Below are 24,043 nucleotides of genomic sequence, written 5' to 3'. Positions count from 1 at the left end.
ATCAAGACCGGGCGGAGAAGTTCCCGGGCCGGTGATCCGGTCATCCAGGGGGGTCGCTTGAGGAACACCATCCTGATCGTGGACGACGAAAAGAACATTCGAGGCTCCCTCAAGGGCGTCCTGGAGGACGAGGGCTTCAAGGCCGATGCGGTCGCCAACGGCGAGGCGTGTCTCGAGGCCATCCAGAAGAAGGAGTACGATCTGGTGCTGCTCGACGTCTGGATGCCGGGCATCGACGGGCTGGAAACATTGCGCCTCATCAAGCAGGAAAACCATCCCCCCACCGTGGTGATGATTTCGGGCCACGGCAACATCGAGACCGCAGTCAAATGCACCAAGCTGGGAGCGTTTGATTTCATCGAAAAGCCCCTCTCGATCGACAAACTGATGCTGGTGCTGCGGCACGCCCTGGAGCAACGCCACCTGGCCGAGCAGAACGAGGCGCTGCGCAGTGAACTCAAGAGAAAATATGTGATTATCGGCGACAGCGTGCCCATGCGAGCGCTCCGCCAGCAGCTCGCGCTTGCCGCTCCTACCAACGGCCGCGTGCTCATTTATGGGGAAAGCGGGACAGGCAAGGAATTGATCGCCCATGCCCTGCATCAACAGTCCCTCCGCTCCAACGACCCCTTCGTCGAGGTGAACTGCGCGGCGATCCCCGAGGAACTGATCGAGAGTGAGCTGTTCGGCCATGTCAAGGGGGCGTTTACCGGCGCCACGGAAGACAAGATCGGGAAGTTCGCCAAGGCGGACCGCGGCACCGTCTTCCTGGATGAGATCGGCGACATGAGCTTGAAGACTCAGGCCAAGGTGCTCCGGGTGTTGGAGACCCAGCGCTTCGAGCGCGTCGGCGGCAGCGAGCCGACGGAGGTGGATGTCCGGGTGATCGCCGCCACCAACAAAATCATCGACGACGAGATTGCCAAGGGAAATTTTCGGGAGGATCTGTTTTATCGGCTGAACGTGATCCCGTTTTACGTGCCTGCCTTGCGCGAGCGCGTCGAGGATATCCCGGTGCTGGCCCGCTATTTCGTCCAGGAGTTTTCACGGGAATACGGTCGAAAGGAAAGAATTCTCACCAACGACGCGATTGACGCCCTGGTGAAACATTCCTGGCCGGGAAACGTCCGGGAACTGAAAAATATGATGGAGCGCGTTGTGATCATGACCTCGGCGGTGCGGATCGAACTTCGCCATTTGCCGGCCGCCTTGCTGCGCGAAGGAGCGGCGTCAGAAGAAACTCCCCCCGCCCCTTCTTCCCTGGAGACAGCGCGCAAGGCCTATGAGCGGGATTTTATCCTGCGGAAGCTGGAGGAGAACCACGGGAACATCACGCATACCGCACGAGCGCTCGGATTGGAGCGAAGCCACCTTTACCGGAAAATGAAGGCCCTGCAGATCCGTCCCTGACCCCCGAGGAGGGCAGGCGTGAAACGGGAACGCCCCAGGCGGTCATCCAGGAAAGCCGGAACAACCCCGTCCACGGCAGGAAACTTAATGCTCAGTCGTTCAAAAAGTTGTAATATTTGTGAATTACTCTCAAGTCGAATTGAAATCAAGGGAGTTGCAGCAGTCTCGGATTCAACCAACGAATTGATCAACAAGTCTTCTGGATAAATCCTATGGCCACACAAAATCAAAATGATCCCAGCTTGAACGGCGATGCTCTCCACAGTGATGCGGTATGGAAAATGCGGCGCGGTGAGCCCCGTGTCACGCTCAAATTCCCTGTCTGCCTGATTGGCAAGGACAAAGCCGATAAGCCCTTCGTCGAAGACACGGTCACGGAGAACGTCAGCCGGCATGGGGCCTGTGTGGAGACCATCCAAGAGATGGAAGTCGGAATGTTGATCCAGGTTTCTGCTTTTGATCAGAGATTTTTGGCTCAGGCCCGCGTTGCCATGATCTGGTCCAGGAGATCCCAGTCGGGAAAGTACCGGGTGGGATTGCGCTTCGTGGATGCGCATGAAAACTGGATCATCCACTAATCCGCCCTGCAGTCCGCTTCGCTGAACCATCCATCCAGGGTCGAATCATGAAATAAACCCTCTTCTGGAGAAGAATTTGCTAACGAGGTTGCAGGCCGGCGCGCAGTTCCCGCGTCAGCAGGTCCACCGTGGATTGTGTGCCCCCCAGGAGCTTCAATTTCCACTCGCCTTCCGATTCAAACCGCCGATCCCCGATGGTGAGGGCCCATGGGGCGATCGCTTCGCGGATTTTCAGGGCGTCGGTCACTTCCCCGCGCCGGGACCGGATGATCTGCAGCACATCGGGAACGATGCGAATGAACGCCCGCAGGGCGGTCCCGGATTTGATGGAGTACTTGCGTCCGTACCAGGCCGATTCAAAGGTCCGGGCCACCTGCTTGAAATAGCTCACAAAAAATCGCCGGGAATCGTCGCGAAACTGTTTAGCCGCCGATTCTGAGGCCCCTGCCATGTTGGTAAAAATCGCTTTGATCTCGTCCGCAAGCGCCGCCTGGGACACCTTTCCGGGTCCCACGCCCAGCACCTTGATCTGACCCGCCAGGGGCGAGTCCCGGTCTTCGTTCAATGCCCGGATGGTGTCGTGCGCCGCCGCGAGCCATTCGTCCTTGTACAGGCGCCGGCCCGCCAGGGAAATAATGTGAGAGGGGTTCAGCCGGGTGTGTTTGGCGTTGATCGTGACAAACATCTCCACCGCATGGTCCGGCGGCAGAAAGTCAAAGATGACGCTGGGAACATAGAAATCTTTAAGACTTCGGCCCCCGCTGGTGACGGCAGGATCGGTCTGCATCTGATGCAAGGCCAGAAGTCGATGCTGGCCATCCAGCACTCGAAGGACGCCCGGCTCGGCGGGAATGGTCAAGCTTCCGTAAAACTTGTCGCGACCGCTCTGCTGAAAATCCAGCCGCCGGTCCGCAACAAGCAAAACCGACCCCGGAATTGAAGGGAGCGTATTCAGTTCTGCGCACAAGTGATAGTATTCCGCCAATTCCGCGATTTTCTTGCTGATGATCGGACGTTGATAAGCTTCGGCCGATGCGCGAATGACGTTTTCCAGCAGTTCCCAGTTTATTTTTGCCTTGTCCACGCCGGATTTGATGGGTCGCCTTGACATCTTAGTCCGGGCGTCATAGGTCAGAACTTCAAAGGTCACCAGTTGCCCCACCGCCTCGGCGGAAAGTGCGGCCTGGTAGAACTGAACTCCGAATTGTTGAATGCGTATGGCAGGAACATCCACTGTTGAGGTGCCTCCTTAAGGTTAATGACCTGGGAAGTCTCTAACGAAGTGCCATGTGATTCAAACCCTCAACATCATCCCCTAGCGTCCGAGACTTTTTCAAGCAAAAAGTCGAAGACGCCCGGAGGGTGAAATTGCAGCTTGCTTCGATTGTTTTCATTGTGCGAGAATACTGCTCAAATACTTGTCCGCCCGAACGTGAGCATGTCCGGGCCGCGATGGACCAGCAGTTCCGGGGGCTTAAGCATCATCCAGGGTCGAGGCGCGACAATCCGGTTTGCTCCAGGTTTGAAGACAATCTTTGTGCGAGGGTAACAGCCATGCGCGGTCGCACTTTCCAAATGATGGCCGGGATCACAGTATTCTTGTTTTTGATGGCCCCATTGACGCACTGGGCTCAGGTGATCGCGGGTTCACCCGAGGATAAGGCTTACCAGGCGATTGCGCGCGAAACCGACGCAAAGAAACGCGTGGAACTGCTGGACGGGTTCTTGAAAAATTTCCCGAAGACCTCTGACCTCGCGCAGATTTACGAATTCTATGCCATCTCCTACCGCGAGCTGGGGAGTTCCGACAAGGAGATCGAATATTCCGAGAAATCCCTCGCTCTCCGCCAGGACCCGCAGTTGATGCTCATGTTGGGCCGAGTCCTGGCCGTCAAGGGTGAAAATCTGTCCAAGGCGATCCAGATGATTCAGGACGCTTCCACCCTCGCTGCCAAGGTCAAGGACACTCCTCCCTCGGGCGTCTCGCCGAAGGAGTGGCTGCTGTCACAAGAATCGGTCATTTCAACTGCCAAACAGTTGCTGGCTTACGCGATCGATCGATACAAGCAGGTCTTCTTTGCCAAGCTGTCTTCCGAGCCGGATCCGGAGAAGATCGTAGCGATGCTCGATGAATATACGAAGGTCGTGGATGATCCGGAGACCAGGCCCCTCATTGATGAACAGTATATGCGGGCCTACTTCCGACTGGAAAACCGGGCCAAGGTTCTGGAGTACGCGGGAAAAGCGCTCGCTCTTAACCCCGACAACGTCGAAATCATCACCTTGATTGTTAGTGCGTACCTCAGAAAGCCGATGGAGATCGAGGCGGCGATGGCACAAGCACAAAAAGCGGTTGCTGTCGCGGATGCGCTCGACTCGAGGCCGAAGCCTGCGGCCCTTTCCGAGGAACAATGGGGAAAGCAGAAGATTCAATGGAAGAGTCTGGCTTATTCGACGCGCGGGCTCGTGGAATTGCAGAAAGACGAGACGCTGGATGCTGCGGTGGCGGACCTGGAGAAATCGCGGGACTTTCTGCCCGCCGATCCGCTGGTGGAATACCGCCTTGGCATCGCCTATTGGAAGTCAAAAAAAATTGACGAGGCGATCGCCGCCCTGGCCAGAAGCGCCGCCATCCCGAGTGAAATTCAGACCCAAGCAAGCCAGTTGCTGGAGGCCTATTACAAGGCCCGCCATAATGGTTCCACTGAGGGCTTGAAAGAACTGATTGAAAAGTCCCGGGACTCCTCCGTCCGGCCCAATGGGATCTAGCTCCAGATCATCCCTGGACGAATCCCCGAACACCGACTCTCACGATCTCACACGACACCCCATTCAATTGCGGAATGCGGATTTCGGATTGCGGAGTGGAAGGGAGGAGCTGTGTCCTTGTCGGTGCCATCCTTCCTGCCTTTCCTGACTTTTGCCCTCAAATAAGACCGTAGCAGGCCCCCTTGTCCTAAAAAAAACCGGCCAACCAATAAACCTTCACAGTGTTTTTCTGTCGAATGGATATGACCGCGCTTCTCGACATGTGGAGGGGTAGCTGTCGAGTCGCAGGTTAATGATCGGACTCGGGCAAGGCCTTCAAAGGGCTCTTTGCCCGATCCTTACAAGACAGACAAAAATAAGCTACAACGAGTTGCCTCCTACCTCCTGCCCAAAGCTATCCCCTGGGGATAGCCGTAGTGAGGCCTGAAACCTTCCAGCAAAAGATCGCTGGAAGGTTTTCTTTGTTGGAGGACGGGTGCCGGGTGTCAGGGAATAGGTGATAGGTGATAGGTAGTAGGTAGTAGGTAGTAGGTAGTAGGTAGTAGGTAGTAGGGCAGACGCCGAAGTCGGGGGAAGGAAGTCAGAAGTCGGGATTGAAGATCTTGGAATCATAGATTGTGGAATTTGGACCTTGGACTTTGGCCGTGAAACTTTGAACTTTGAACTGTATGTTCAGACCTTGGAACTTTGAACTGGGTTTTTTGAACCTGGAACTTTGAACTGTACGTTCAGACCTTGGAACTTTGAACTGGGCTTCAGACTTTGGACTTGGGACTTTGGACTTTGGACTTTAATGCCTGATGGACGCGGGTTGTCGCACCCAGCGGCGAATCCTGGATATAAAGGCCAGCATGGTGGCTGAAAACAGAAAGACAACCCCGCCGCCCAGCTGAAGAGCGAAAGGGGCACCCCGCCAGCCAGCGAGTGTTCCCGAGATCAGATTCCCGAGCGGAAAGAAGCCGACTGCACAGAAGAAGTACATACTGATGACGCGACCTCGCATCTCGAATGAAGCGGTGGTTTGCAGCAAGGTCTTGGTCAATGTCAATGCCCCGATCATCATCATGCCCGCGAACGACAAGATGACAAGGGAAAGACGAAAGTCTCGACTGCGCGCAAAAAGGGTGATCGAGATTCCGAACAGGGAGGAACAACAGAGGATCGTAATCCCTTTGTGCTTCAAGTCTCGAAGAAAAGCGATCGTCAAGGTCCCGATAACGGCCCCAATCCCTGCGGCCCCGTAAAGGTATCCCAGCCCACTCGCTCCCGCTCCCAGAATGTCCCGGGCGAAGACCGGTAGCATCGTGACATAGGGCAATCCGAACAGGGACATCACGACAATAATCGACAACAAAACTACAAGGAGTGGAGTGTGACGGACATAATGGACGCCCTCCATGAGGTCACGCCACACCGAGTTCCGGCGCACGCCTCCATTCGAGGGGAGGCGGATCAAGAACAACGCTGCCAAGAGTGCCAGAAAGCTGGCAGCGTTGAGCAGGTAACATACGGCGACGCCAAACGCCGCGAGCGCCAAGCCACCCAGGGTCGGACCGATCACGCGGGAGAGGTTGAATTGAGCCGAGTCGAGGGCAATCGCATTCGGGAGATCTTTGTCGCCCACCAAGTCGGGCAGTGTGGCCTGGTACGCCGGCCCGTTAACGGAGTTGGCGAGCCCGGAAACAAAGCCCAGCACAATAATCTCACCGACCAGGATGGCATGAGAAGCGGTAAGGAGCCCGGTTGCCAGCGCGGAGGCCATCATGACGGATTGCGTGACAAAGAGGAGCTTGCGACGATTGACACGGTCAGCCAGGACGCCCCCCATAAGAGAAAAGATCAGGGAGGGCAGCGAACTTGAGAATCCCACCAGTCCGAGCCAGAAGGCGGAGTTAGTCAGTTGAAGCACCAGCCATCCTTGCGCTACCGACTGCATCCACGTCCCGATGTTGGAAAGGAAACTGCCAATCCAAAAGGCACGATAGTTGGGCGCCTTCAAAGCCTGAAACGCAGAAGGCCGCACATTCACCATTTCAATGGCGACAGCGGACTCCACCGGGGCCGTGGCCTCGATCATTTGGGGGGGTTCAATTCTTCCTTTGGACATCAGAACGCTATCATGACTCTACCCCGCCCCTTCAGGGGAGCCGGGATTACGCCTCTTTGTTCCCTCCGCTGGGGCCCGGCCGAATAACGCGGGCGGCAATTCACAGATGTGGGCCCGCCGTGCTCAGCGTGCGAATCGCACGATCACTTTCCCGAACTGCTTCCCGGACTCGAGGTATTCGTGTGCTTCCCGAATGGCTTCCACATCGAAGGTACGGTCAACGACGCCCCGGAGCTTGCCGTGCTCCACCAGCTGGAGCACCTTGAACAGGTCCCCGCGGTTCCCCATCGTCGAACCCAGAATGGACTGCTGCTTGAAGAACACATAACGCAGATCAAAACTCACATTGGGTCCCGAGGTGGCGCCACAAAAAACCAGTTTTCCGCCCTTCGCCAGCGATCTTAAGCTCTTCTCCCAGGTCGCCTGGCCGACATGATCCACCACGATGTCCGCCCCCAGTCCGCGAGTGATCGAACGCATTTCCTTCACGACATCCTGAGCGCGGTAGTCGATGACCGCATCCGGGCTGAGCAATTGCTTGGCCTTGGCCACCTTATCCGGTCCACCGGCCGTGGTCACCACCCGGGCTCCGTAAAGCTTGGCGATCTGAACTGCCGCACTGCCCACGCCGCTCGACGCGCTCCACACCAGCACGGTATGCCACGGCTGAACACCCGCCTTGTTCACCAGCATCTCCCATGCGGTCAAATACACCAGCGGAATGGCTGCGCCCTCGTCGAAGGAAATGTTGGAGGGCATCGGGAGGAGCCTTCTGCTGTCAATCGCCAGATTCTCCGCTTGAATCCCATCCCCGTGCTCCCCGTAAAGGGCATACTCGAGACAATAATTCTCCCGCCCGGAAAAACATTCCTCGCAGGCCCCACAGCCGTAGCCCGGCACCACCAGGACACGATCACCCACCTTGACGTTTTTGACTGATGTACCGACTTCCTTGACTACCCCCGAGGCATCGCTTCCCAGAATCAACGGGAGCGGGAGTTGAACCCCCGGCATCCCGTTACGAACCCATAGGTCGAGGTGATTGAGGGAAGTCGACTTCACTTCCAAAAGCGCCTCATGCGGTTTGAGGGAGGGAACTGGGATATCATCGATTCGGATGTTGTCCGCCCCTCCGTGCTTGTGAATGCGGATCGCCCTCATGAATGACTGATCTCCTTCGCAGGGTTAGGGACAGACACCTTCTCTTAAATAACTTTGCAGAATGGTAGCAAAGCTGGTGTCTGTCCCTCCTTCTTTTTCCACCAGAATCCAGTTGTGCTGGAATTGAGAAAACACCAGGAATAAATCCCTTTATTGATTTATCTTGCTGCCACCCATGGTCCAGGTCATCCATTCATGGATCGCCTCAAACGGAAGTGGAGCCTCCTCCAGTCGCATCGTCGGGGAGTCGGAAATCGCCTTTTCCTTCAGAGTCTTTGACGCCGTCTCGAATTCTACCAAATCGTGCACTAGCACCTGCGTCGAGCCGTCGAGGTCGATCCCTGACTTGTTTGCAACCATTCTTCCTTCAGTAAGTTTCCACCACAGAGCGCGCGATTTGCTTTGCGTCATATTCAGACCCCTCCTATGAAGAGTCGCTGCGTCGGTAAAAGTTTAAAAGAACCGTTCTGATGAAGGATCGCATGGCACTCTCGAAAAGACAGGCCTCCCGGCCTCAAGGATTCTTCCGGCTCTGACTCCATATCAAGACTTCTCCCTTTGGCTCAACTTTCATCCATCAATGCATCACAATCTCTGAATCCTGAGCAGGCTTCCGCATGAAGAGGAGCAGCGGAAGCATGGCCAGCATCAACACCCCTAACAACCAAAAGTCATCCACGAACGCTTGCATGGCGGCATGTCGCTCAAGCAGCCCATTCACCAGACCCAGGGAATGTTGCTGGGAGGTCACCGGGTCAGAACCCGATCCTGCGATAAACTGCTGGACCCCCATGATACGGGATTGAAAATTGGGGTTCAGCGGGTTGATGTACTCGGTCAAGTGCGCCGAGTGAACCTGCTGTCTCCTCGACAAGACCGTGGCGACCGCCGCAATTCCGAAGCTGCCTCCGAGATTGCGCATCAGGTTAAATAATCCCGTGCCTTCATTCATGATCTCCTTGGGCATCGCGGAAAACGCCGCGGTGTTCACCGGGATGAACAGGAACGCCAGGCCGATGCCCTGAACAATGCGGGGCCAGATGAAATTTGCCAGCCCTGCCTCCAAATTGAAATCCGACATCTGAAAGACCGAAGCTGCAGTCACAATCAATCCAATGGCAATCAAAAGGCGGGCATCGACGCGCTTACTGACCATGGCGCCCACCAACGGCATCATCATCAAGGTGGCGATGCCTCCCGGCGAAATCACCAGACCGGACAGCATGGCCGTGTATCCCATTAGACTCTGCAAATATATCGGGAGTAACACGATCGAGCCATATAACACGAATCCGGTCATAAAAATAAGAACCATCCCCGTCGAAAACGTCCGGTCCTTGAGGATACGGAGGTTGACCACCGGATGGGCAACACGCAACTCCCATATGACGAAAAAGATCAAAGCGATCGCCGACAAAATGACCATCTGAACGATGAATCCCGACTCAAACCAGTCCTCCCGCTGACCCTTGTCAAGGACGATTTGGAGAAAGCCGAGCCCCACCGCCACCAGGCCGAGCCCCACGGCATCGATCTTTCCGACCTTGTTTTTCAGCGCCTTGATATAGGGAGGATCGAACACCACCAGCTGTGTCATGAAAATGGAGAGCGCCCCCACCGGGAGGTTGATGAAAAAGATCCATCTCCATGAATAGTTGTCCGTAATCCAGCCGCCCAGGGTGGGTCCGATGATCGGCGCGAACAAAACGCCCATTCCGTAAACCGCCGCAGCCATTCCGCGCTTTTCAGCCGGAAAGGATTCGAACAGGATGGCCTGCTCCGTCGGTTGCAGTCCTCCCCCGCCCAACCCCTGAAGCACACGAAAGAAGATCAACATGCCCAGGGAAGGGGCCAGACCACACAGCAGGGACGAGACGGTGAACACGATGACGCAGAGCTGGTAAAACCGTTTGCGCCCGATCCGGCCGCCCAGCCAGGGGGAGATGGGAAGAATAATGGCGTTCGAGACGAGATAGGAGGTCAGGACCCAGGTCGATTCGTCGACGCCTGCCGAGAGACTCCCGGCGATGTGCGGCAGCGCCACATTGGCTACACTGGTATCCAGCACCTCCATGAAGGTCGCCATGGTGACCGTGACCGCGATGAGCCAGGGATTGATCCGGGGCATCCCGTCGGCGTGGAAATTCACATCGCCCACCACGGTCTGGCTCAGAGTCGTCTCCTGGGGTCCTTCTAAGAATACATCCTGTGTTATGGCCGACATTTCAAAGTCCTCTTGCTACCCCGATGTTTCGTCGATCTGCTGTCTCGCACACTTCCGAATTCCAAGTCATCCTTTAAGCGCCCTCGAGGACCAGTTCGATCCCCGGCGCAAATCCCTGATCAACGGGTATGAATGGTGACCACCACGTTCATGCCGGGCCGAAGAACCTCTCCCGGCTTCTGCTCGGTCAGCAGGATTTTTACAGGAATTCGTTGCACCACTTTAACGTAGTTGCCCGTGGCATTTTCCGGGGGAAGCAGAGAGAACACGGCCCCCGTGCCGGCGGCGACTGAGTCCACTTTCCCGTGAAACGTCTTCCCCGAATAGGTGTCCACGTCGACATCGGCACTCTGTCCGGCGCGCACATTCTTCAACTGCGTTTCCTTGAAATTCGCCACCACCCAAACATCATCCAATGGAACCAGGGCCATCAACGGCTGCCCGATGGCGACGTTCTGGCCGATTTCCACGCTCTTTTTGCTGACCACCCCGTGGAGGGGAGCATAGATTTTGGTGTAGCTCAATTCCAGCCGTCGTGATTCCACGTCGGCCTCCGCCCGTTTCACCTTCGCCTCGGCCGTAGAGGCCTGCGACTGGGAGATGGACACCTGGGCCGGTGCAGTCTCCGCCCCAATCAAGCGGGCCTGAGAATCGTTTATCTGTGCCTTCGCCTGCGTCACGCGAGCTTCTGCCCAGGCGACTTTGGCCCGGGCGGCTTGTTCATTTTGAACCGAGCTGGTGACGCTTGCCTGGGCCGCCACTTCCCCGTTCTCGGCGGCCTCGAGGGTTTGACGCGGGATCTCTTCCTTGGCGGCCAGTTTCCGGTAGCGGGTCACATCGTCCTGTGTTCTTTTCAGATTGGATCTTGCGGCCACCACATCCGCCTCTGCTGCGCGGAGCATCGCCCGGGTCTGTTCCAGGTCTTTTTCCGCCGTTTCGACGCCGGCCCTGGCACTGGTCACGCCGGCCCTGGCCTGATCGACCAATGAGGTGGTGGTCTGGCTGGTTACCGACACCTGGGTTGACGAGGCCCTGGCCGTCGCCCGGGCCACAGCCAGATCCGCTTCTGCCTGCGCGAGTCGGACCTGGTAGTCCCGGTCATCAATTTCCGCCAGCAGTTGTCCCGCCTGGACTTCCTGGTTGTCCAGAACATAAACATTCTTGATAAAGCCCGTCGCCTTGGCGCTGATGACAATAATGTGCCCGGCCACCTGGGCGTCGTCGGTGCTGACATGCCCGGCGGAGTAAATCCTCCACCCGCCGAATACAAAAGCAAAGACGATGGTCCCAACGATCAGCCCGATGCGCAGCTGTTGCTTGCGCCGCGCGTTAAACCCGTTTCCATTGCTGACGGGTGCTGCCTTGGGAGGGTTCTCATTCGGTATCACTGCATTGGGCTCGTTTGCCATATCCACATCTCCTGTTGACCTATCGTCCGAGTTTCCAGGTCAATCCAAAGTCTCAATCCATTCACTCACCACTCACTCAGCGGATCCCATTTGACATGTCCGGTTTCTCATGGATGGGCTCCACCCTTTTGGTTACTGATAAATTTTCTCCACCTGACCCAATGCCCGATCCAGATTGACGCGGGCCAGATTGAACAGATACAGCGCTTCGATCCTTCGGTCGCGGGCCTGTTCGAGGGAGGTTTGGGCATTGACCACTTCAATATTGTTCGTGACGCCCTCCTGGAACCGGTCGCGGGCAAGTTCCAGTTCAGTCTGCGATAACTTCAGGTTTTCTTCCGACACAGCCACCTGTTGACGGGTCGATTCCAGGGTCTTCAAGGCGAGGCGAACCTCCACTTCCACTTGTTGTTTGACATCCGTCAACCGGATGGCCTCTTCCCTGGTTCGCGCCGACTGTTCCGCAATTCGCCCTTCCCGGCGTCCTCCATCGAAAATGGGCAGGGTCGCAGCAACCCCATAGGTGCGTGTTGCAAGAGCGGAGTCGCCGGGGGTCAACCCGCTGGACCCATAATCCGCAAAAAAACCCACCGAGGGATACCGTTCGGCCTTGACCGAACTCAACTGCAATCGGGCGGCGTGCTCCCGCTCCGTCTGTGACTGCAGCTCCACCCGGTTCTCCTTCGAAATCGTGAGCGCTTCGGGCATGCTCAGGATCGGCTCGTCCCGAAGCGTCAGGGTATCCACCAGTTGGACATCCATGGAAACGTCTTTCCCCATCGCCTTCAGTAACCTCAGCCGGGCGTCCTCGTAATCGACTTCATCACTCAGCAAACGCTGCCGTTGCTGGGCGAGTTGCACCTGTGCGCGGGTGACATCCACCGCCGTCCCCGTGCCGGCGTCCTTTTGATGGACTGCCAATTCCAGCAAGCTCTCGTTCAAACGGATATTCGCCTGAGTGGCATCGATGTGAGCCGCTGCCTGCAAGACCCCGTAATAGAGTGCCGACACCGTCGCAATCGTGTCTCGCCGAACCCGCTCGGCCTCCAGGGTTGAAACTTTGTGGCTGATGCGCGCGGCCTGATACTGACGGATGGCCGCGAAGTTGAACAAATTCTGCTGCAGGAAAGCACGAGCATCAAATCGATCGAAGGGCCCGACCAGCGCCCCAAAACTGCTGAATCCAGGAATCGGAATCTTGGAAAAATCGATGCCTTGGGCTTTGAGGTTTATGGTTATATTGGACTGGGACACTTGGCCATCCAAATTCGGCAGAAGAGCGGCCCGCGCCTGGTTCGATCGCCCTTTTGCGGCTTGTATTTCCTCCGCACTGAGTTGGACCTGGGTATTGTTCTCGAGCGCCATCTCGACCGCCTGACGCAAAGTAAGCGATTGAGGAGATTGTGCTGCCGGCTGAGCGGAGGAAGGGCGCTGGGTCGGAGACGAGCTCTGCGAATATGCCGGGAGGTTGACCCCAAGCACCAGAATCGTGCCTACCATCAGGATCTGCACGGCCCGGACGGGCACTGGAAACGGTCCCGCCACTCCCCAGGACCTCCGATACCGCCGCCACTGTTCCAGTAGTAGATTCCCGATGAGGATCAAAAGCGTGATCACGACGCCTTCAAAGCCCAGGATCTGGTACTGCTGCACCATCGAGGTCCAGAGGTTAGACATATTTCTGAAATCCAATACTTCCATGAGTTTTTGCATCACTGCTCACCTCATCGAGAAATTCTTCCACCACCTCGAACTCCCTTGGGAGCCGAATGGGCTGATCCGGCTTGGGGATCTGCCTCGATCTTCGACTGCTTCAACTTCGTCCCTTGAATCAGGTCATTGAGAAACAGGTTGCAGCCGACAATTTCTATCCGGGGACAATCCACTTTCTTCAGTAAATTCAACCCCTCACGGTCGATGCTGGTCACTGATGAAAAGTCCAGAATGAGTCGCTGAACGTCTTCCCCCAGGATTTGAATGCAGGTTTGCTTGAATTCCTGCGCCCAAGCCCCGCAGATTTTGCCCTCGATTTTGAGCTCGATCGTCTTTCCTTTATCCCTTTCCTTTTTTGAAATCTTAATCATGGTCGTTGTCCCGTCTGGAAGTCTCTTCCTGGTGGCCTTCATCCAGGCTACCCACAGTGGCAATTCTCAATAAGAGTTGCACGCCTGAATCCAAAAATGAGATCGGGCTTGAGACTCAAACTAACTTACTCGAAAACAAGAGGGTTGTTTTGGAGTCACGAATTTTCCTTCCGCGTAAGCCATCGCCAGCGATGACGACATTTCATCACTGCGATGGAAATTCGTCACGCTTTGGCGAATTCGCGGGGATGAGGCGGGTGAGGGCAATTTTCATCGATCCCTCCCCTGGACCAAATTTGATTTCAAACCTGACTTTTTCCGGCAGTTTTGAGGAGCGATCTTTTCTAGCTGATACGACTTAAGTATCAGAGAATAATTGGGATGTTGATTTGGATGGCTACTTGCCTGTTTACAGACGTCAGCTGCAATTCACACTTACCCCGAGGATTAAATGGGTTTTCCACTGTATCGAGACGTTACCCCATTCCAACCGGAAAAGAGGAGCTATGAACATTCAACGAGGAAACAAGATGATTAAGCCTGGAGCCCCATTCGGGGAGGAACTGACCAGTGTTTGTCACGCAGGTTCCAGATCGACGCCAGCGGTCCAACGGTTGAATACTCCACAGATGCTGGCCTCGGAGATCACATTGCGAATCGGCCCCGTCGCATTCACTGTCGAATCGCGTACCCCCGTCATGACTCAAATCATTCACCACCATTTCTCTCCTGAGATCGGCCGTCCTGTGGAGGGATCGCCGCGACTGGTCTGTGAATCGGGATTTTTTCCTGACAAGGACTTCGCCTTACGGGAATCCGGGAGGACGGTTGAAGCACGGTCCCACTACTGGATACTGAGGAACACCGGCTTGGAGGCGACGTACCTTCCCCGCTATCGATTGGCCTGGGCTGCCATTCCGGAAAAGCTCCCTCAATTTCTGACCCTCTTGCAGATGCTGTTCCCGCTGTGGCTGGAGGGATTCGATGGCATGCTGATACGGGGGTCGACGGTGGTGCACCACGAGCGGAGTTACCTTCTGCTGGATGATTCAGCATTGGGCGACGAGCGGGCGGACGGCACTCCAAAGGCAAGCTCACTGTTCGGGGGGGAGATATCGCTGCTCGCCCAATCCAAAGACGGGAAGTTTATGGCACATCAGACACCGCTTGGCGGGAATGCGCGACCCGCGACAAAATTGAAGGGAGCCCCACTGGCTGAGATCTTCATCTGCAGTGGAACTGTGGCCCCGGACAAAGCCCCGCTGACGGGAAACCAGGCATTCTCACACCTTTATTCGAGGCTCTTGACGTTTACCGAGGATCCATCGCGTCACGGAGCCCTCAGGGAACGGGTCCGCCGTCTGACCGAGCACGTCCGGGTGCGCGTTCTTCCCAATGGGAGCGATATCCGATTCCTTACTGGGTACACAGAACATCATTAAAGTAATTCAGCATGACCCGCTTAGGTTTTTCCTTTAACCCTTCGAGAGGAACATCCTGTTCAATTGATTTGTTTCCCTGAAGGAGGACACCTCCCAGACGGATCACGCGCGAATCCGCAAGCTCCAGGTAGATCGGAATGCGCATCGCAAAGTTGTCGTCCACGTTCGATTGGGTCATCTTAACGTGCAGCATGAGCTTGCCGTCCGGGCTGTTATTCACCGAGTAATCCAAAGCATAATTAGGCAGTGAGGTGCCATAAACATACTCGTTGAAGAACCAATCCATTTTCCCGTCGCCCGTCACATTCATCACGGGAAGGATATGTTTCTCGACCATCGCCTTGAAGTCCTCGGTGGTGGCCGTCTGGTTGGCATAGGTCTTGATGAAATCTCTCATCATCTCAATGAACTTTTCATCCGCGGTGCGATTGTTCCACATCATCATGCGGATCATGTGGAGGATGTAGGCTCCCTTGGGATAAATCAGGCGTTGATAGATGTCGAAGCCGGACTTGCTGTTGCTGAGCCGGTATCCCATCGTCACCGGACCCACATCAATAGCCCGTTTCCCAAAATTATTTCTTTCAAGCATGAGATTGCGTTCGTCATCCCAGAATTTTTTGAATTCCTGCGTCTTTTTCTGGATCACCTGGACGTACAAGGAAGAAGAGAACTCCGCAAACCCCTCGCTCATCCACTGGTCCCGGTAGGAGGCAAATCCGACTGCGTGTCCCCACCATTGGTGCGCCACTTCATGGGGGCCCACAATCTTGAAGAACCCTTTGGTATCATCGATGTGGAGTTGATGGCGAATGGTAGTGTCGAGAAATGCCGTAATGGGAAGATAGACCAGGGTGGGCCAAGACTGACCGAAGTTTGTCGCTGTCTGCTGGGTCAAGGCGACCCGCTTATAAGGGATCGGCCCAAAATAGGTGGTGTAGAGTGCGATGGAAATCTGTCCTTCCGCCAAGGCCTTTTTGATCAACCCGGTCGTGTCCAGGCTTCCCAGCGTCGTTTCTGATCGGTTCCCCCGTTGCTCCTCCTGCTCTATGTCCGCCTGTAATTCGCGGAAAATATCCGGTTGCTCCGTGTTTGCGTAGGACTCGATGGTGTACCCAAGCTGATTGTCTTTTGCCTCTTGTTTTCTAAATTTCCCGAAGTTGAAACCCGCCACGGCCTGCGGTACTTCACTGCGCCACCGGGAGACGTTCTGATTCCCGTCATTCTCGTTGCTGACCGGAGTCCCGGTGGCCACCATGGTTAATCCCTTGGGGATGTGGAAGGTCATCTCATACTCCGCATAATCGCCAAATCGGCTGTTGGGATACCAGTTGTCTCTGGCGACCGGATAATAATTTCCGCCTCCCGAGTCTCTCACGGCCTCTTTCCCCCCGTAGGTCGTTTTAATCACGTAACTCTCACCGGCCCCGAGAGCCTTAGGAAGAATCACGGAGAACTGAGGATCGTCGTCCTTTCCCTCCTGGATGAAGGAAAGCGCCTGACCCGCGGAGTCCGTCACGCTCTCGACTCGTAACGTCGGAAATAAGTCGAACGGAGCCACCCGCACCCCGGCCGACTGGACGATGAATTTTGTGGTGGCGGTTCCCTGGATTCGGGCATTACGCTCGATGGTGGTGTCGAGCTCCTGGTGTTCAATGTGGATCACGCCATTTTTCTGATTCCCCACGGCCTTGCCGGTATTGTATTCAGAAGCCAGATGAAAAGAGCACCAAATGCCGAGTTTGGAATCGTCATAGGTCAGTAAGGCCACTTCTTCAGGCTCAACTGGCGGGAGATCACCCAGGCCCGGCACGCCGTGAGGATCAATCGCAAAGAGAAGCTTGCCGCTGTATTTCTTCCCCTTGATGAACGCATAGAACAAGCCCCCCTGGTGATCACCCAGAAGATCTTGAAGGATTCTACCGCTGAGGTTGTAGTGGAGCGTACGGCGCAGGAGGGATTGATTATCGCCAAGGACATCCCGGGCGTGGCTATCGGCTGACCCCGGGGCGACGCTCCCCGCTTTCTTGAGCTCTTCGTAGGTACCGTCGGTAAACCGCAACACAAGTTGATTGAATTCCTCATTGATGACCCCTTCGGAGTCCTTGGTCAAGATCGACAAGCTTTGGCGTTCACTCTTCAGCAGAGGGCTCAGTTGGAAATTCCCTTCCCCCACAAACACGGCCCCGGTCACTTTGCTCGCCACCGGCGCAAGAAAATAGAGACTGCCCGACTTGAATATGAAGGTCCCCGCCTCGCGCTTCAGCGTGAAATTGGTGACGGCCACAGCGTCTCCACTCAGCCCCACCGTGCGGAGCGCCTGGTAGGTAGGGTCCTGATTGGCCTTTGAGGCGGAGGCATCGCCCGCTCCGGCTCCTCCTCCAGCCGCATTCACAACCGCCGTCCCCATCAACAAGGTGAGGATGAAAACCATCCTCAAAAAACGAAATGTCATCACAAGCCTCCTTCAGGCAATGAATTTTCCGCAGCGAAGTCAAACTCTTTAGGAAAAGGATGAATGCGCCAGGAGAGAAGAGCTTCAGGCGCTGCAGCTTACGACTTGGACCTCGCGGTAAAGACCATGAAAGAGCACAATCCTGGTCCCCACCGGCAATAAACTGAGTTTACACAGGGCACAAAGAACGGGACGCTTCCCCCCCTGGCGGATCACTCGACGAAAACCGGAACGCATGACCTGGGGAATGAGTGGTGAACAGCGCTTGCCGTCAGGGGGATTTTGAACTTTGGGGTGGGTGATGGGGATCGAACCCATGGCCACCAGATCCACAATCTGGCGCTCTACCTAGCTGAGCTACACCCACCGTACTCCATGCGGGGGCCGGGAGCATCCTCTCCGTCGCCGGGAGAGTGCCGCTTCATGAAAAAAGAAGCCTCGCCCCCACAATGTCTCTCCATCGCCTCCGTTACTACCATACTCCTGAATCATACCAAAGAACTGGTGCGCCCGACAGGATTTGAACCTGCGACCTGCGGATTCGAAGTTCAAGCCGGACGATCCACACAAAAACAAATCATAGCACAAACGTATCTCTCGCTTAAAGGTTTAGTCATGCTGTGCGATTCAAATGCTCCCAATAATCTTTGCAGTTGTTCCTGCGATAGGGCACAAAAATGGGCACACCGTTTCCAAATCTCAAACCGCATCTCAAACCGCATTACGCCTGAAAGACGGGTGCAAGCAGGATCGACCGGAAAAGGTTTGATAGTACGCGAGAGATTTGGATTCGCATTTGTGAAACCCCATTGGGCATTAAGGGGCCTTGGAAATCCAGCACGACATTACAAAAGCATTCTTTTTTAGGAGGCAAGTTGAATATACGCGAGTTTTCCGAGTTACACAGAGTACGCACAAAGCGCGATACATGCGGTGAAACGATTATTCCTGGCAAGCGGGGTCACATCTACGAACATGGGTCCGGTCAGTTTGGCGTTTTGCTGATGTTTGAGACGGCGAAAAAATGGGGCAACTCAAAACGACGGATGGAAGCGGCAGGGTTAGAAGTGACATTGGACTGTGACACTGAGGGGATGGTGCTTTTTTACCCCACCGATAAGAAAATGGCACAAGTCGCCATTCGGGAGGCAGGAATTAAGAGAATCCGCGTCATGTCGGAGAAGCAGCGTCAAGCAGCCAAGAGGGGGCTTGAAATGGCGTGTAGAATCCAAGAACCCCGCCCACAAGAGCACGCTGGTGGTCTAGAATCGATTTTCTCCGGTGTCCCCGTGGGTTGATATGGGGAAATTGCGCAGTGTCCTAATTTGGATTCACAAGGGTACAAGGGGGCATCTCTACCCATGGATCAATCGTAATCAATCCGTTGATTTTCCCCACTCTGCGCTTGGGGAGCGCAATCGTAGGTTAGACAAAGAAGGTCTAGGGAAAAAGTGCTGCAACAGTTTTCATGGGGAGAAAGAGGCGTCGCTCCACTTTCGGAAGGTCAATAAACCCGTATTTCCTATAGAATGCAGCTGCCGAATCATTTTTGGCATCCACAACAACACATACGGCGGCGACCTGTTTACTATACTTAAGACAGGTTTCAAGGGCGTTCATCAGCAATGTTTCCCCGACCCTCTGCCCGCGAAATTTCTCGGACGATGCAAGGCGACCTATAAGCGTTGCCGGAAGCATTGGATACCTTGGCAGTTTTCGGGCAACTCCCGGCGGAATGGTGTCAAGATGTATCGCGTACTGGGAGAGCGTGTAATATCCAGCGATGGTTCTTCTATCTGGCGTTGCAACGAATACGACCGCCACACTTTTCTTTACATCTTGCCCCGCCTGCGTGTGCAGGTATGTGTCGAGCGCTTTATCCCCACAAGAAAAAGCCGCTCGGTCATGATTATTGCCGAGCGGCTCGATTTCGAATGCGGATTGTTTCTCTTCGGGAGCCACCTAGCGCCCCATGTTCCTTTTGTACCGCTCTGCTGCGGCAAGAGCAGCATCGGTGGGTGCAGGGGGATTCAAAATCGCCCTTATGAAAACGTTGCGGGCCTGATCTCGAAGGTACAGAACATCGAAGTCTTTGATTGTGCTAGTGGCGGCCTCCTGTGCACTCGCGACTACGAAATTTGTGATGGATGTCCCACGTAATGCGGCCGCACGCTCAATCAGACGTTTTTGTTCCGCAGTAACCCTAGCGTCAAGGCGCTCCTTTTTGGGAGAGCGTTCCTCGGTCTGTTGTATTTGTGGCATCGTCGTCTCCATAAATCGTCTGTGACTGTACACCCAACCGCCGTACAAGTCAAGATAAAAATACGGCAAATTGCCGTACATCGAATACGCGATTAATTCCTAGCAACATATATGCCATCGGTTGAACTTTATTTAACATTAACCGGAATAAAGGGTTATTGGTCTAAACGTCCAAGGATTATGGGCCTTGATTTCTCAAAATGAAACAGTATTTTTAGAACTATTGTCAAAAAGCCTAGAACAGAGACAAGAACTCTTCAAGAAGACTCGCACGAAAGAGTTTTCTTCACGAATCAGGTTCGGCTTGACAGAAAAAGGGAGTCAAGCATCCGTCTTCCACATACGGTGCACAGGATATTCATAATACGAATTATTTTAGGGGTGCTGTGTTAGGATTCTAAAAGGAAGGCAACTACGCTAAGAAATGACATAACAAGGAGAACCGTTTGCTGTTCGGAAAACGAACACCAAAAGTCAGTCAAAATCCCCCATCGTGAAAAACCAAATTAGGACCCTGCCAAAACCTCAGGTTGCGTAGTTCCTTGTTTAACATGGGGCATCCGACTGATGAGCCACGGTGACCCCGCTGGCACCAGATGATCCACGCTTGAAAATCTTTACGTGCTGGCTTTGGACTCAACGATTTTCACTGCGTTATACAATGGGTGAAGACTTCTGACCTCCTCAACCCATTGGTTACACTGTGCCTCATTTTCCCGTCGCCACCTGTGAAGGATTAACGCCAGAGCGAGGACATGCTCAATGGCATTGAACTTTGTTGATTGAGCGACAGGAACCCAGAAGAGAAGCAGAAAGATTGTGATGTTGATGAAGAGGTACAAATCTCCCAAGAAATAACTTGCGATGAAAATCACTAAAAGCAATAAGCCAGTGATCCTCTTTGTGCGTTGCTGTGAAATTCTGTCGCTTTCTATGATTGCCATCATGTTCACAAAGTAACCGACGTCGTTTTTCAAGGCATAAGGAATTAGCCTCTGAGGAGGGGACTCAAGATTGTTCTGTGAGATTAATGCTTCAAGAAAAGGCTGGTCACAAACAATTGACTTCAGGAATTTGCTCCGCTTCATTAGTTGCCAAAAAAGGCTTCCCATCCAGAAGCTTGCTATTGCAAGAAAGGTCTCGATTATTATTCGGTAAATCATTTCATTTTCTCCGAGGGGAGGGGATATGTCTGGTTCTCCACGGCTATGAGTGCTTTCTTCAGCTCTTGAAGGCCATGCTCGAATAATCTGGCGGGGTCCCGATCCAAATTGTTCCAATTTGATAGACCAGTCTCCCTCAATTTCCTTGCGTTCTTGTTCCTTGGCAGGTCTGATTTTTCAAGCGAACGCAATTTCACTGTATATGAGATCTTCGTGCCAGACGAATGACCTTGAATCGAGTCGCCGATATTCACCTCAATTTCTTGTTCTAGGCGCCCTTCCACATGCGTCTCAAGATCACGTAAGGTCCGCAGTCCGCCAACGATCACGTCATCTTGTAATGGTTGTGGCAACTTCAGCTTTCCGGGCGTCAATTGACGATAAAGAATCTGAATCGTTGATTCGTAACTTTGCAGGAAGGCACTTATTGCATCCTGAAAAATGAGAGTTATCTTTGGATCTCTGAAATCACAAAAAGATTTGGCCCAAATGCAAAACGCGAGACGTCGTTCACACTCTCGGAGCTTGATCCACGCCTGCAGCTTACTACCAGATGGAACATTCGCGATTTGATACCTGAAATTCTCGAAATCTGGAAATGAATCGAAAGAGTACATTTCACCAACTCCTTCTACTTTCGGAGCTGAGATTTCACTAAGGATTTTTTGAACAGGCGCTCCAAAGAATGAGGGAAATTTGCTGTATGACCAGCAACCGCAAATCTATTTATCGGACGCTTTACAAACCTCTTGAAGTGCAGTGGAACGCATCGAGAACAAGAACACGAAGGCAACAGACTTGCGGATTCTCAACATGGGGGTGCCTCCTCTCTCATCTCTCGTGGAAGGGTTTCTTTATGTGGCCGGGGAAACAAACGTGGCCAGTCGGTCGGAATCACCAGGGGGCCGACATGGGAGGCGACTGGCCAACGCAAGATCTCATGTTCATCTCTTACCTAGATTCATGGGGTATTTTTCATGTAGAAATCGTCCAGGAAGACCTATTTTGGGGGAACCATTTCATGAAATTTCTTCACAATTTTCTTCGGAAGGCCTCCTGTCCGCCATGCATTGTTATTCTCGCTCAACTGCCAGAATGATTCTTCACGCAAGCCATCGAGATTTGCCTTGTATCGGCTGTATGCAGAAGGAGGAACTCCAAGAGCAAGGATGCTCTTTATGTCCTCGCTCCCAATCCCGATTCCACCAACCATGCTTTGGTTATATTCGTATTCAACAAGCATTATGAAAACAAAGTCGGCGGATTGGAGGGAAGAGGCAATCTTAAACACCTTTTGCTTTTCAAACTCCTCTTTGATCTTGCGCTCAGACGAAAGGTCGGGATTTCCATTACTCTTAGCTGCGACAAGGTAAACCGCTTGTCCGGGCTTCAAAGTGAAAGCGCTCTTCGAACTTGCCTGCTGCGAAAAAATCAATTGGGGGAGCAGTAGCAAGACTGTGAGGATTCCAACCAATTGAAGACGCATTTGGCCTCCTGTAGGCGGGGCTTTCCAAATCACTGGTTAACCTGGAGATAAACGGAACAGCCTCAAATAGCCAGCCGATCGGTGCATTGTGATAAGGGGCCGACTTGGGGGCGGCTGGCCGAGCAAAAGTGTAGAACTTCGCTGCTACAATTTCAAGAGAAATTTTTCACGAGCTGGTTTTGAATCCACTGTGTGATTTGTCAATAAGAGCCAACCTGGAAACCGCGCAGAGAGTCATGGCATGGTTAAAATATATGCTATATTGTGGTGATTCTTTTCCCTGTCCACTTATGCAAGTTACTTGCTCAAATTGTGGCTTTGAGCTTGATTTGTCTTATGGTTGCACCGTGCAGGTTTCTCGCTCCCAGATGTTGCCATTTTCCGGTGAAAACCGAAATAAGTGAAAATTACCTATTTGCACCATGCACTAGTTCGACGGCCCTTCCCATGAGAGGAGGATTCGATTAATAGCGCTTTTGTTTTTAATAACTCACATAAACCAGAATTTATTTTATTGAGATTTGCCGAAAGGATTATCGACATTCAGCGAAAAATATGAAATAAGGGGGGTGAAATAGAGTAAGTCCCCCGGTGTTCCGTTCCATAGATAATCTGGATAATGGCCCGAGTGACTTATAGGTTTATTAGAACATGTGAATACTTTCACAATAGCGAGGAGACCGACAGCAAAGTGATCGATGCCAGGGTTCATTTGATTAGATATTTCTTGAGCAAGTAAGCAGCAAAGCAACTTTCGACAAAGGATCGGGGCGAAAAGGTCAAAAGCCCTGGCGATTCCGCCTAATCGCCTAGCCCCGTAACATTGAGGCGGCAGTGAACGAAACGTTAGAGGCAGCACTTAATTACATCCAGCATGGTCTCAGCCCTTTCCCCCTGAAGCCCTCCACAAAGTACCCAAACGTCCGCCATTGGAAGCCCTACCGAGACACGACGGCTTCTTTGCGAAAATGCAATGAATGGTGGGGTAACGGCAGTAATAACGATATCGCAATCGTCACGCAGGGGTTGCTGGTTCTAGATCCAGACGGCGAAGAAGGAATGAAGTCGGTTCATGGGCTTTATATCCCAGAGACGCCAACCGTCATAACAGGGGATGGGCTTCACCATTACTTCAAAGATCCGGGCTTTGACGTTAAAAATTGTCAGCATATTATCCCAAGTGTGGATATACGGGCTTATGATGGCTATGCCAAAGCCCCCCCCAGCAAACACGAATCGGGCGAATTATACAGATGGAAGCCCGGATACTCTCTTGATGACATTCCTTTGGCCTATGCCCCATTATGGTTAATCGAACTCATAAGGATAAGCCAAAAGCACGAAATCTACACCAATCACTCTTGTCCAAATTAGCTTTTTAAAATGAAAGGGGTTGAGCCATCACGTATGATGGATTCGCAGTCCGGAAGATTGCAAATTCACATTCGGAGGCTCAACCGTGAACACATTTTGCAGCATTTTCAGTCAACTTC

General features: G+C 53.6%; 21 protein-coding genes and 1 tRNA gene. 7 read left to right on the top strand and 15 right to left on the bottom strand.

The window, feature by feature from the left end; translation table 11 throughout:
- Positions 1-57 precede the first annotated feature (57 nt).
- A complete protein-coding gene (locus LAO21_20330) occupies positions 58-1,410 on the top strand; it encodes a sigma-54 dependent transcriptional regulator (protein MBZ5555069.1) in 1,353 nt (450 codons plus the stop codon).
- Positions 1,411-1,622: 212 nt separating this feature from the next.
- On the top strand, positions 1,623-1,988 hold the full coding sequence (locus LAO21_20325) for a PilZ domain-containing protein (protein MBZ5555068.1): 366 nt from the start codon (positions 1,623-1,625) through the stop codon (positions 1,986-1,988).
- A gap of 79 nt (positions 1,989-2,067) precedes the next feature.
- On the opposite strand, the gene LAO21_20320 is transcribed toward LAO21_20325, so the two are convergent.
- Positions 2,068-3,222 (bottom strand): DGQHR domain-containing protein, encoded by a 1,155-nt coding sequence (locus LAO21_20320; GenBank protein ID MBZ5555067.1) that lies wholly within the window; start codon positions 3,220-3,222, stop codon positions 2,068-2,070.
- A 320-nt stretch (positions 3,223-3,542) separates the two neighbouring features.
- On the opposite strand from LAO21_20320, the gene LAO21_20315 reads away from it, so the two are divergent.
- Positions 3,543-4,757 carry a hypothetical protein gene (locus LAO21_20315; GenBank protein MBZ5555066.1) on the top strand — a complete coding sequence of 405 codons (1,215 nt, stop codon included), beginning with the start codon at positions 3,543-3,545 and terminating at the stop codon, positions 4,755-4,757.
- Positions 4,758-5,547: 790 nt separating this feature from the next.
- Here LAO21_20315 and LAO21_20310 read toward each other — a convergent pair.
- The 7 genes from LAO21_20310 to LAO21_20280 form a co-directional block, all read right to left on the bottom strand.
- The gene (locus tag LAO21_20310; GenBank protein MBZ5555065.1) at positions 5,548-6,834 is read right to left on the bottom strand and encodes an MFS transporter; all 1,287 of its coding nucleotides are present in this window, start codon (positions 6,832-6,834) and stop codon (positions 5,548-5,550) included.
- A 153-nt stretch (positions 6,835-6,987) separates the two neighbouring features.
- Positions 6,988-8,025, bottom strand: coding sequence for a zinc-binding dehydrogenase (locus LAO21_20305; protein MBZ5555064.1), 1,038 nt, complete (start codon positions 8,023-8,025; stop codon positions 6,988-6,990).
- 150 nt (positions 8,026-8,175) lie between these two features.
- Complete coding sequence (locus LAO21_20300) at positions 8,176-8,436, bottom strand: hypothetical protein (protein MBZ5555063.1); 261 nt, start codon at positions 8,434-8,436, stop codon at positions 8,176-8,178.
- Positions 8,437-8,602: 166 nt separating this feature from the next.
- Positions 8,603-10,153 carry a DHA2 family efflux MFS transporter permease subunit gene (locus LAO21_20295; protein ID MBZ5555062.1) on the bottom strand — a complete coding sequence of 517 codons (1,551 nt, stop codon included), beginning with the start codon at positions 10,151-10,153 and terminating at the stop codon, positions 8,603-8,605.
- 215 nt (positions 10,154-10,368) lie between these two features.
- Positions 10,369-11,658 (bottom strand): HlyD family secretion protein, encoded by a 1,290-nt coding sequence (locus tag LAO21_20290; protein MBZ5555061.1) that lies wholly within the window; start codon positions 11,656-11,658, stop codon positions 10,369-10,371.
- 132 nt (positions 11,659-11,790) lie between these two features.
- A complete protein-coding gene (locus LAO21_20285; protein MBZ5555060.1) occupies positions 11,791-13,335 on the bottom strand; it encodes a TolC family protein in 1,545 nt (514 codons plus the stop codon).
- A gap of 47 nt (positions 13,336-13,382) precedes the next feature.
- Positions 13,383-13,742 (bottom strand): STAS domain-containing protein, encoded by a 360-nt coding sequence (locus LAO21_20280; protein ID MBZ5555059.1) that lies wholly within the window; start codon positions 13,740-13,742, stop codon positions 13,383-13,385.
- A gap of 506 nt (positions 13,743-14,248) precedes the next feature.
- Between LAO21_20280 and LAO21_20275 the strand changes: the two genes are divergently transcribed.
- Positions 14,249-15,184, top strand: coding sequence for a hypothetical protein (locus tag LAO21_20275; protein MBZ5555058.1), 936 nt, complete (start codon positions 14,249-14,251; stop codon positions 15,182-15,184).
- Here LAO21_20275 and LAO21_20270 read toward each other — a convergent pair.
- Together LAO21_20270 and LAO21_20265 are read right to left on the bottom strand one after the other, a co-directional pair.
- Complete coding sequence (locus LAO21_20270; protein MBZ5555057.1) at positions 15,159-17,639, bottom strand: hypothetical protein; 2,481 nt, start codon at positions 17,637-17,639, stop codon at positions 15,159-15,161. The two genes, LAO21_20275 and LAO21_20270, sit on opposite strands and share 26 nt — an antisense overlap.
- A gap of 290 nt (positions 17,640-17,929) precedes the next feature.
- Positions 17,930-18,006, bottom strand: a tRNA-His gene (locus LAO21_20265).
- A gap of 56 nt (positions 18,007-18,062) precedes the next feature.
- Between LAO21_20265 and LAO21_20260 the strand changes: the two genes are divergently transcribed.
- Together LAO21_20260 and LAO21_20255 are read left to right on the top strand one after the other, a co-directional pair.
- A complete protein-coding gene (locus tag LAO21_20260) occupies positions 18,063-18,506 on the top strand; it encodes a hypothetical protein (GenBank protein ID MBZ5555056.1) in 444 nt (147 codons plus the stop codon).
- An 8-nt stretch (positions 18,507-18,514) separates the two neighbouring features.
- Positions 18,515-18,937 carry a hypothetical protein gene (locus LAO21_20255; GenBank protein ID MBZ5555055.1) on the top strand — a complete coding sequence of 141 codons (423 nt, stop codon included), beginning with the start codon at positions 18,515-18,517 and terminating at the stop codon, positions 18,935-18,937.
- A gap of 142 nt (positions 18,938-19,079) precedes the next feature.
- Here the strand turns inward: LAO21_20255 and LAO21_20250 are convergent, their stop codons facing one another.
- From LAO21_20250 to LAO21_20230, 5 genes are all read right to left on the bottom strand, one after another.
- Complete coding sequence (locus LAO21_20250) at positions 19,080-19,568, bottom strand: GNAT family N-acetyltransferase (protein ID MBZ5555054.1); 489 nt, start codon at positions 19,566-19,568, stop codon at positions 19,080-19,082.
- 33 nt (positions 19,569-19,601) lie between these two features.
- A complete protein-coding gene (locus LAO21_20245) occupies positions 19,602-19,901 on the bottom strand; it encodes a DUF1778 domain-containing protein (protein MBZ5555053.1) in 300 nt (99 codons plus the stop codon).
- Positions 19,902-20,518: 617 nt separating this feature from the next.
- A complete protein-coding gene (locus LAO21_20240) occupies positions 20,519-21,064 on the bottom strand; it encodes a hypothetical protein (GenBank protein MBZ5555052.1) in 546 nt (181 codons plus the stop codon).
- Positions 21,061-21,681, bottom strand: coding sequence for a hypothetical protein (locus tag LAO21_20235; GenBank protein MBZ5555051.1), 621 nt, complete (start codon positions 21,679-21,681; stop codon positions 21,061-21,063). The genes LAO21_20240 and LAO21_20235 overlap by 4 nt, the downstream gene beginning before the upstream one ends.
- A gap of 383 nt (positions 21,682-22,064) precedes the next feature.
- Positions 22,065-22,499, bottom strand: coding sequence for a hypothetical protein (locus LAO21_20230; GenBank protein ID MBZ5555050.1), 435 nt, complete (start codon positions 22,497-22,499; stop codon positions 22,065-22,067).
- An 885-nt stretch (positions 22,500-23,384) separates the two neighbouring features.
- Here LAO21_20230 and LAO21_20225 point away from each other — a divergent pair.
- Positions 23,385-23,924 carry a bifunctional DNA primase/polymerase gene (locus tag LAO21_20225; GenBank protein MBZ5555049.1) on the top strand — a complete coding sequence of 180 codons (540 nt, stop codon included), beginning with the start codon at positions 23,385-23,387 and terminating at the stop codon, positions 23,922-23,924.
- Positions 23,925-24,043 lie beyond the last annotated feature (119 nt).

The sequence above is a fragment of the Terriglobia bacterium genome (genome assembly GCA_020073085.1).
GTDB lineage: Bacteria > Acidobacteriota > Terriglobia > JAIQFV01 > JAIQFV01 > JAIQFV01.
The sequence above is the reverse complement of the archived record's forward strand: the minus strand, read 5'-3'. Positions and strand labels throughout refer to the sequence as shown.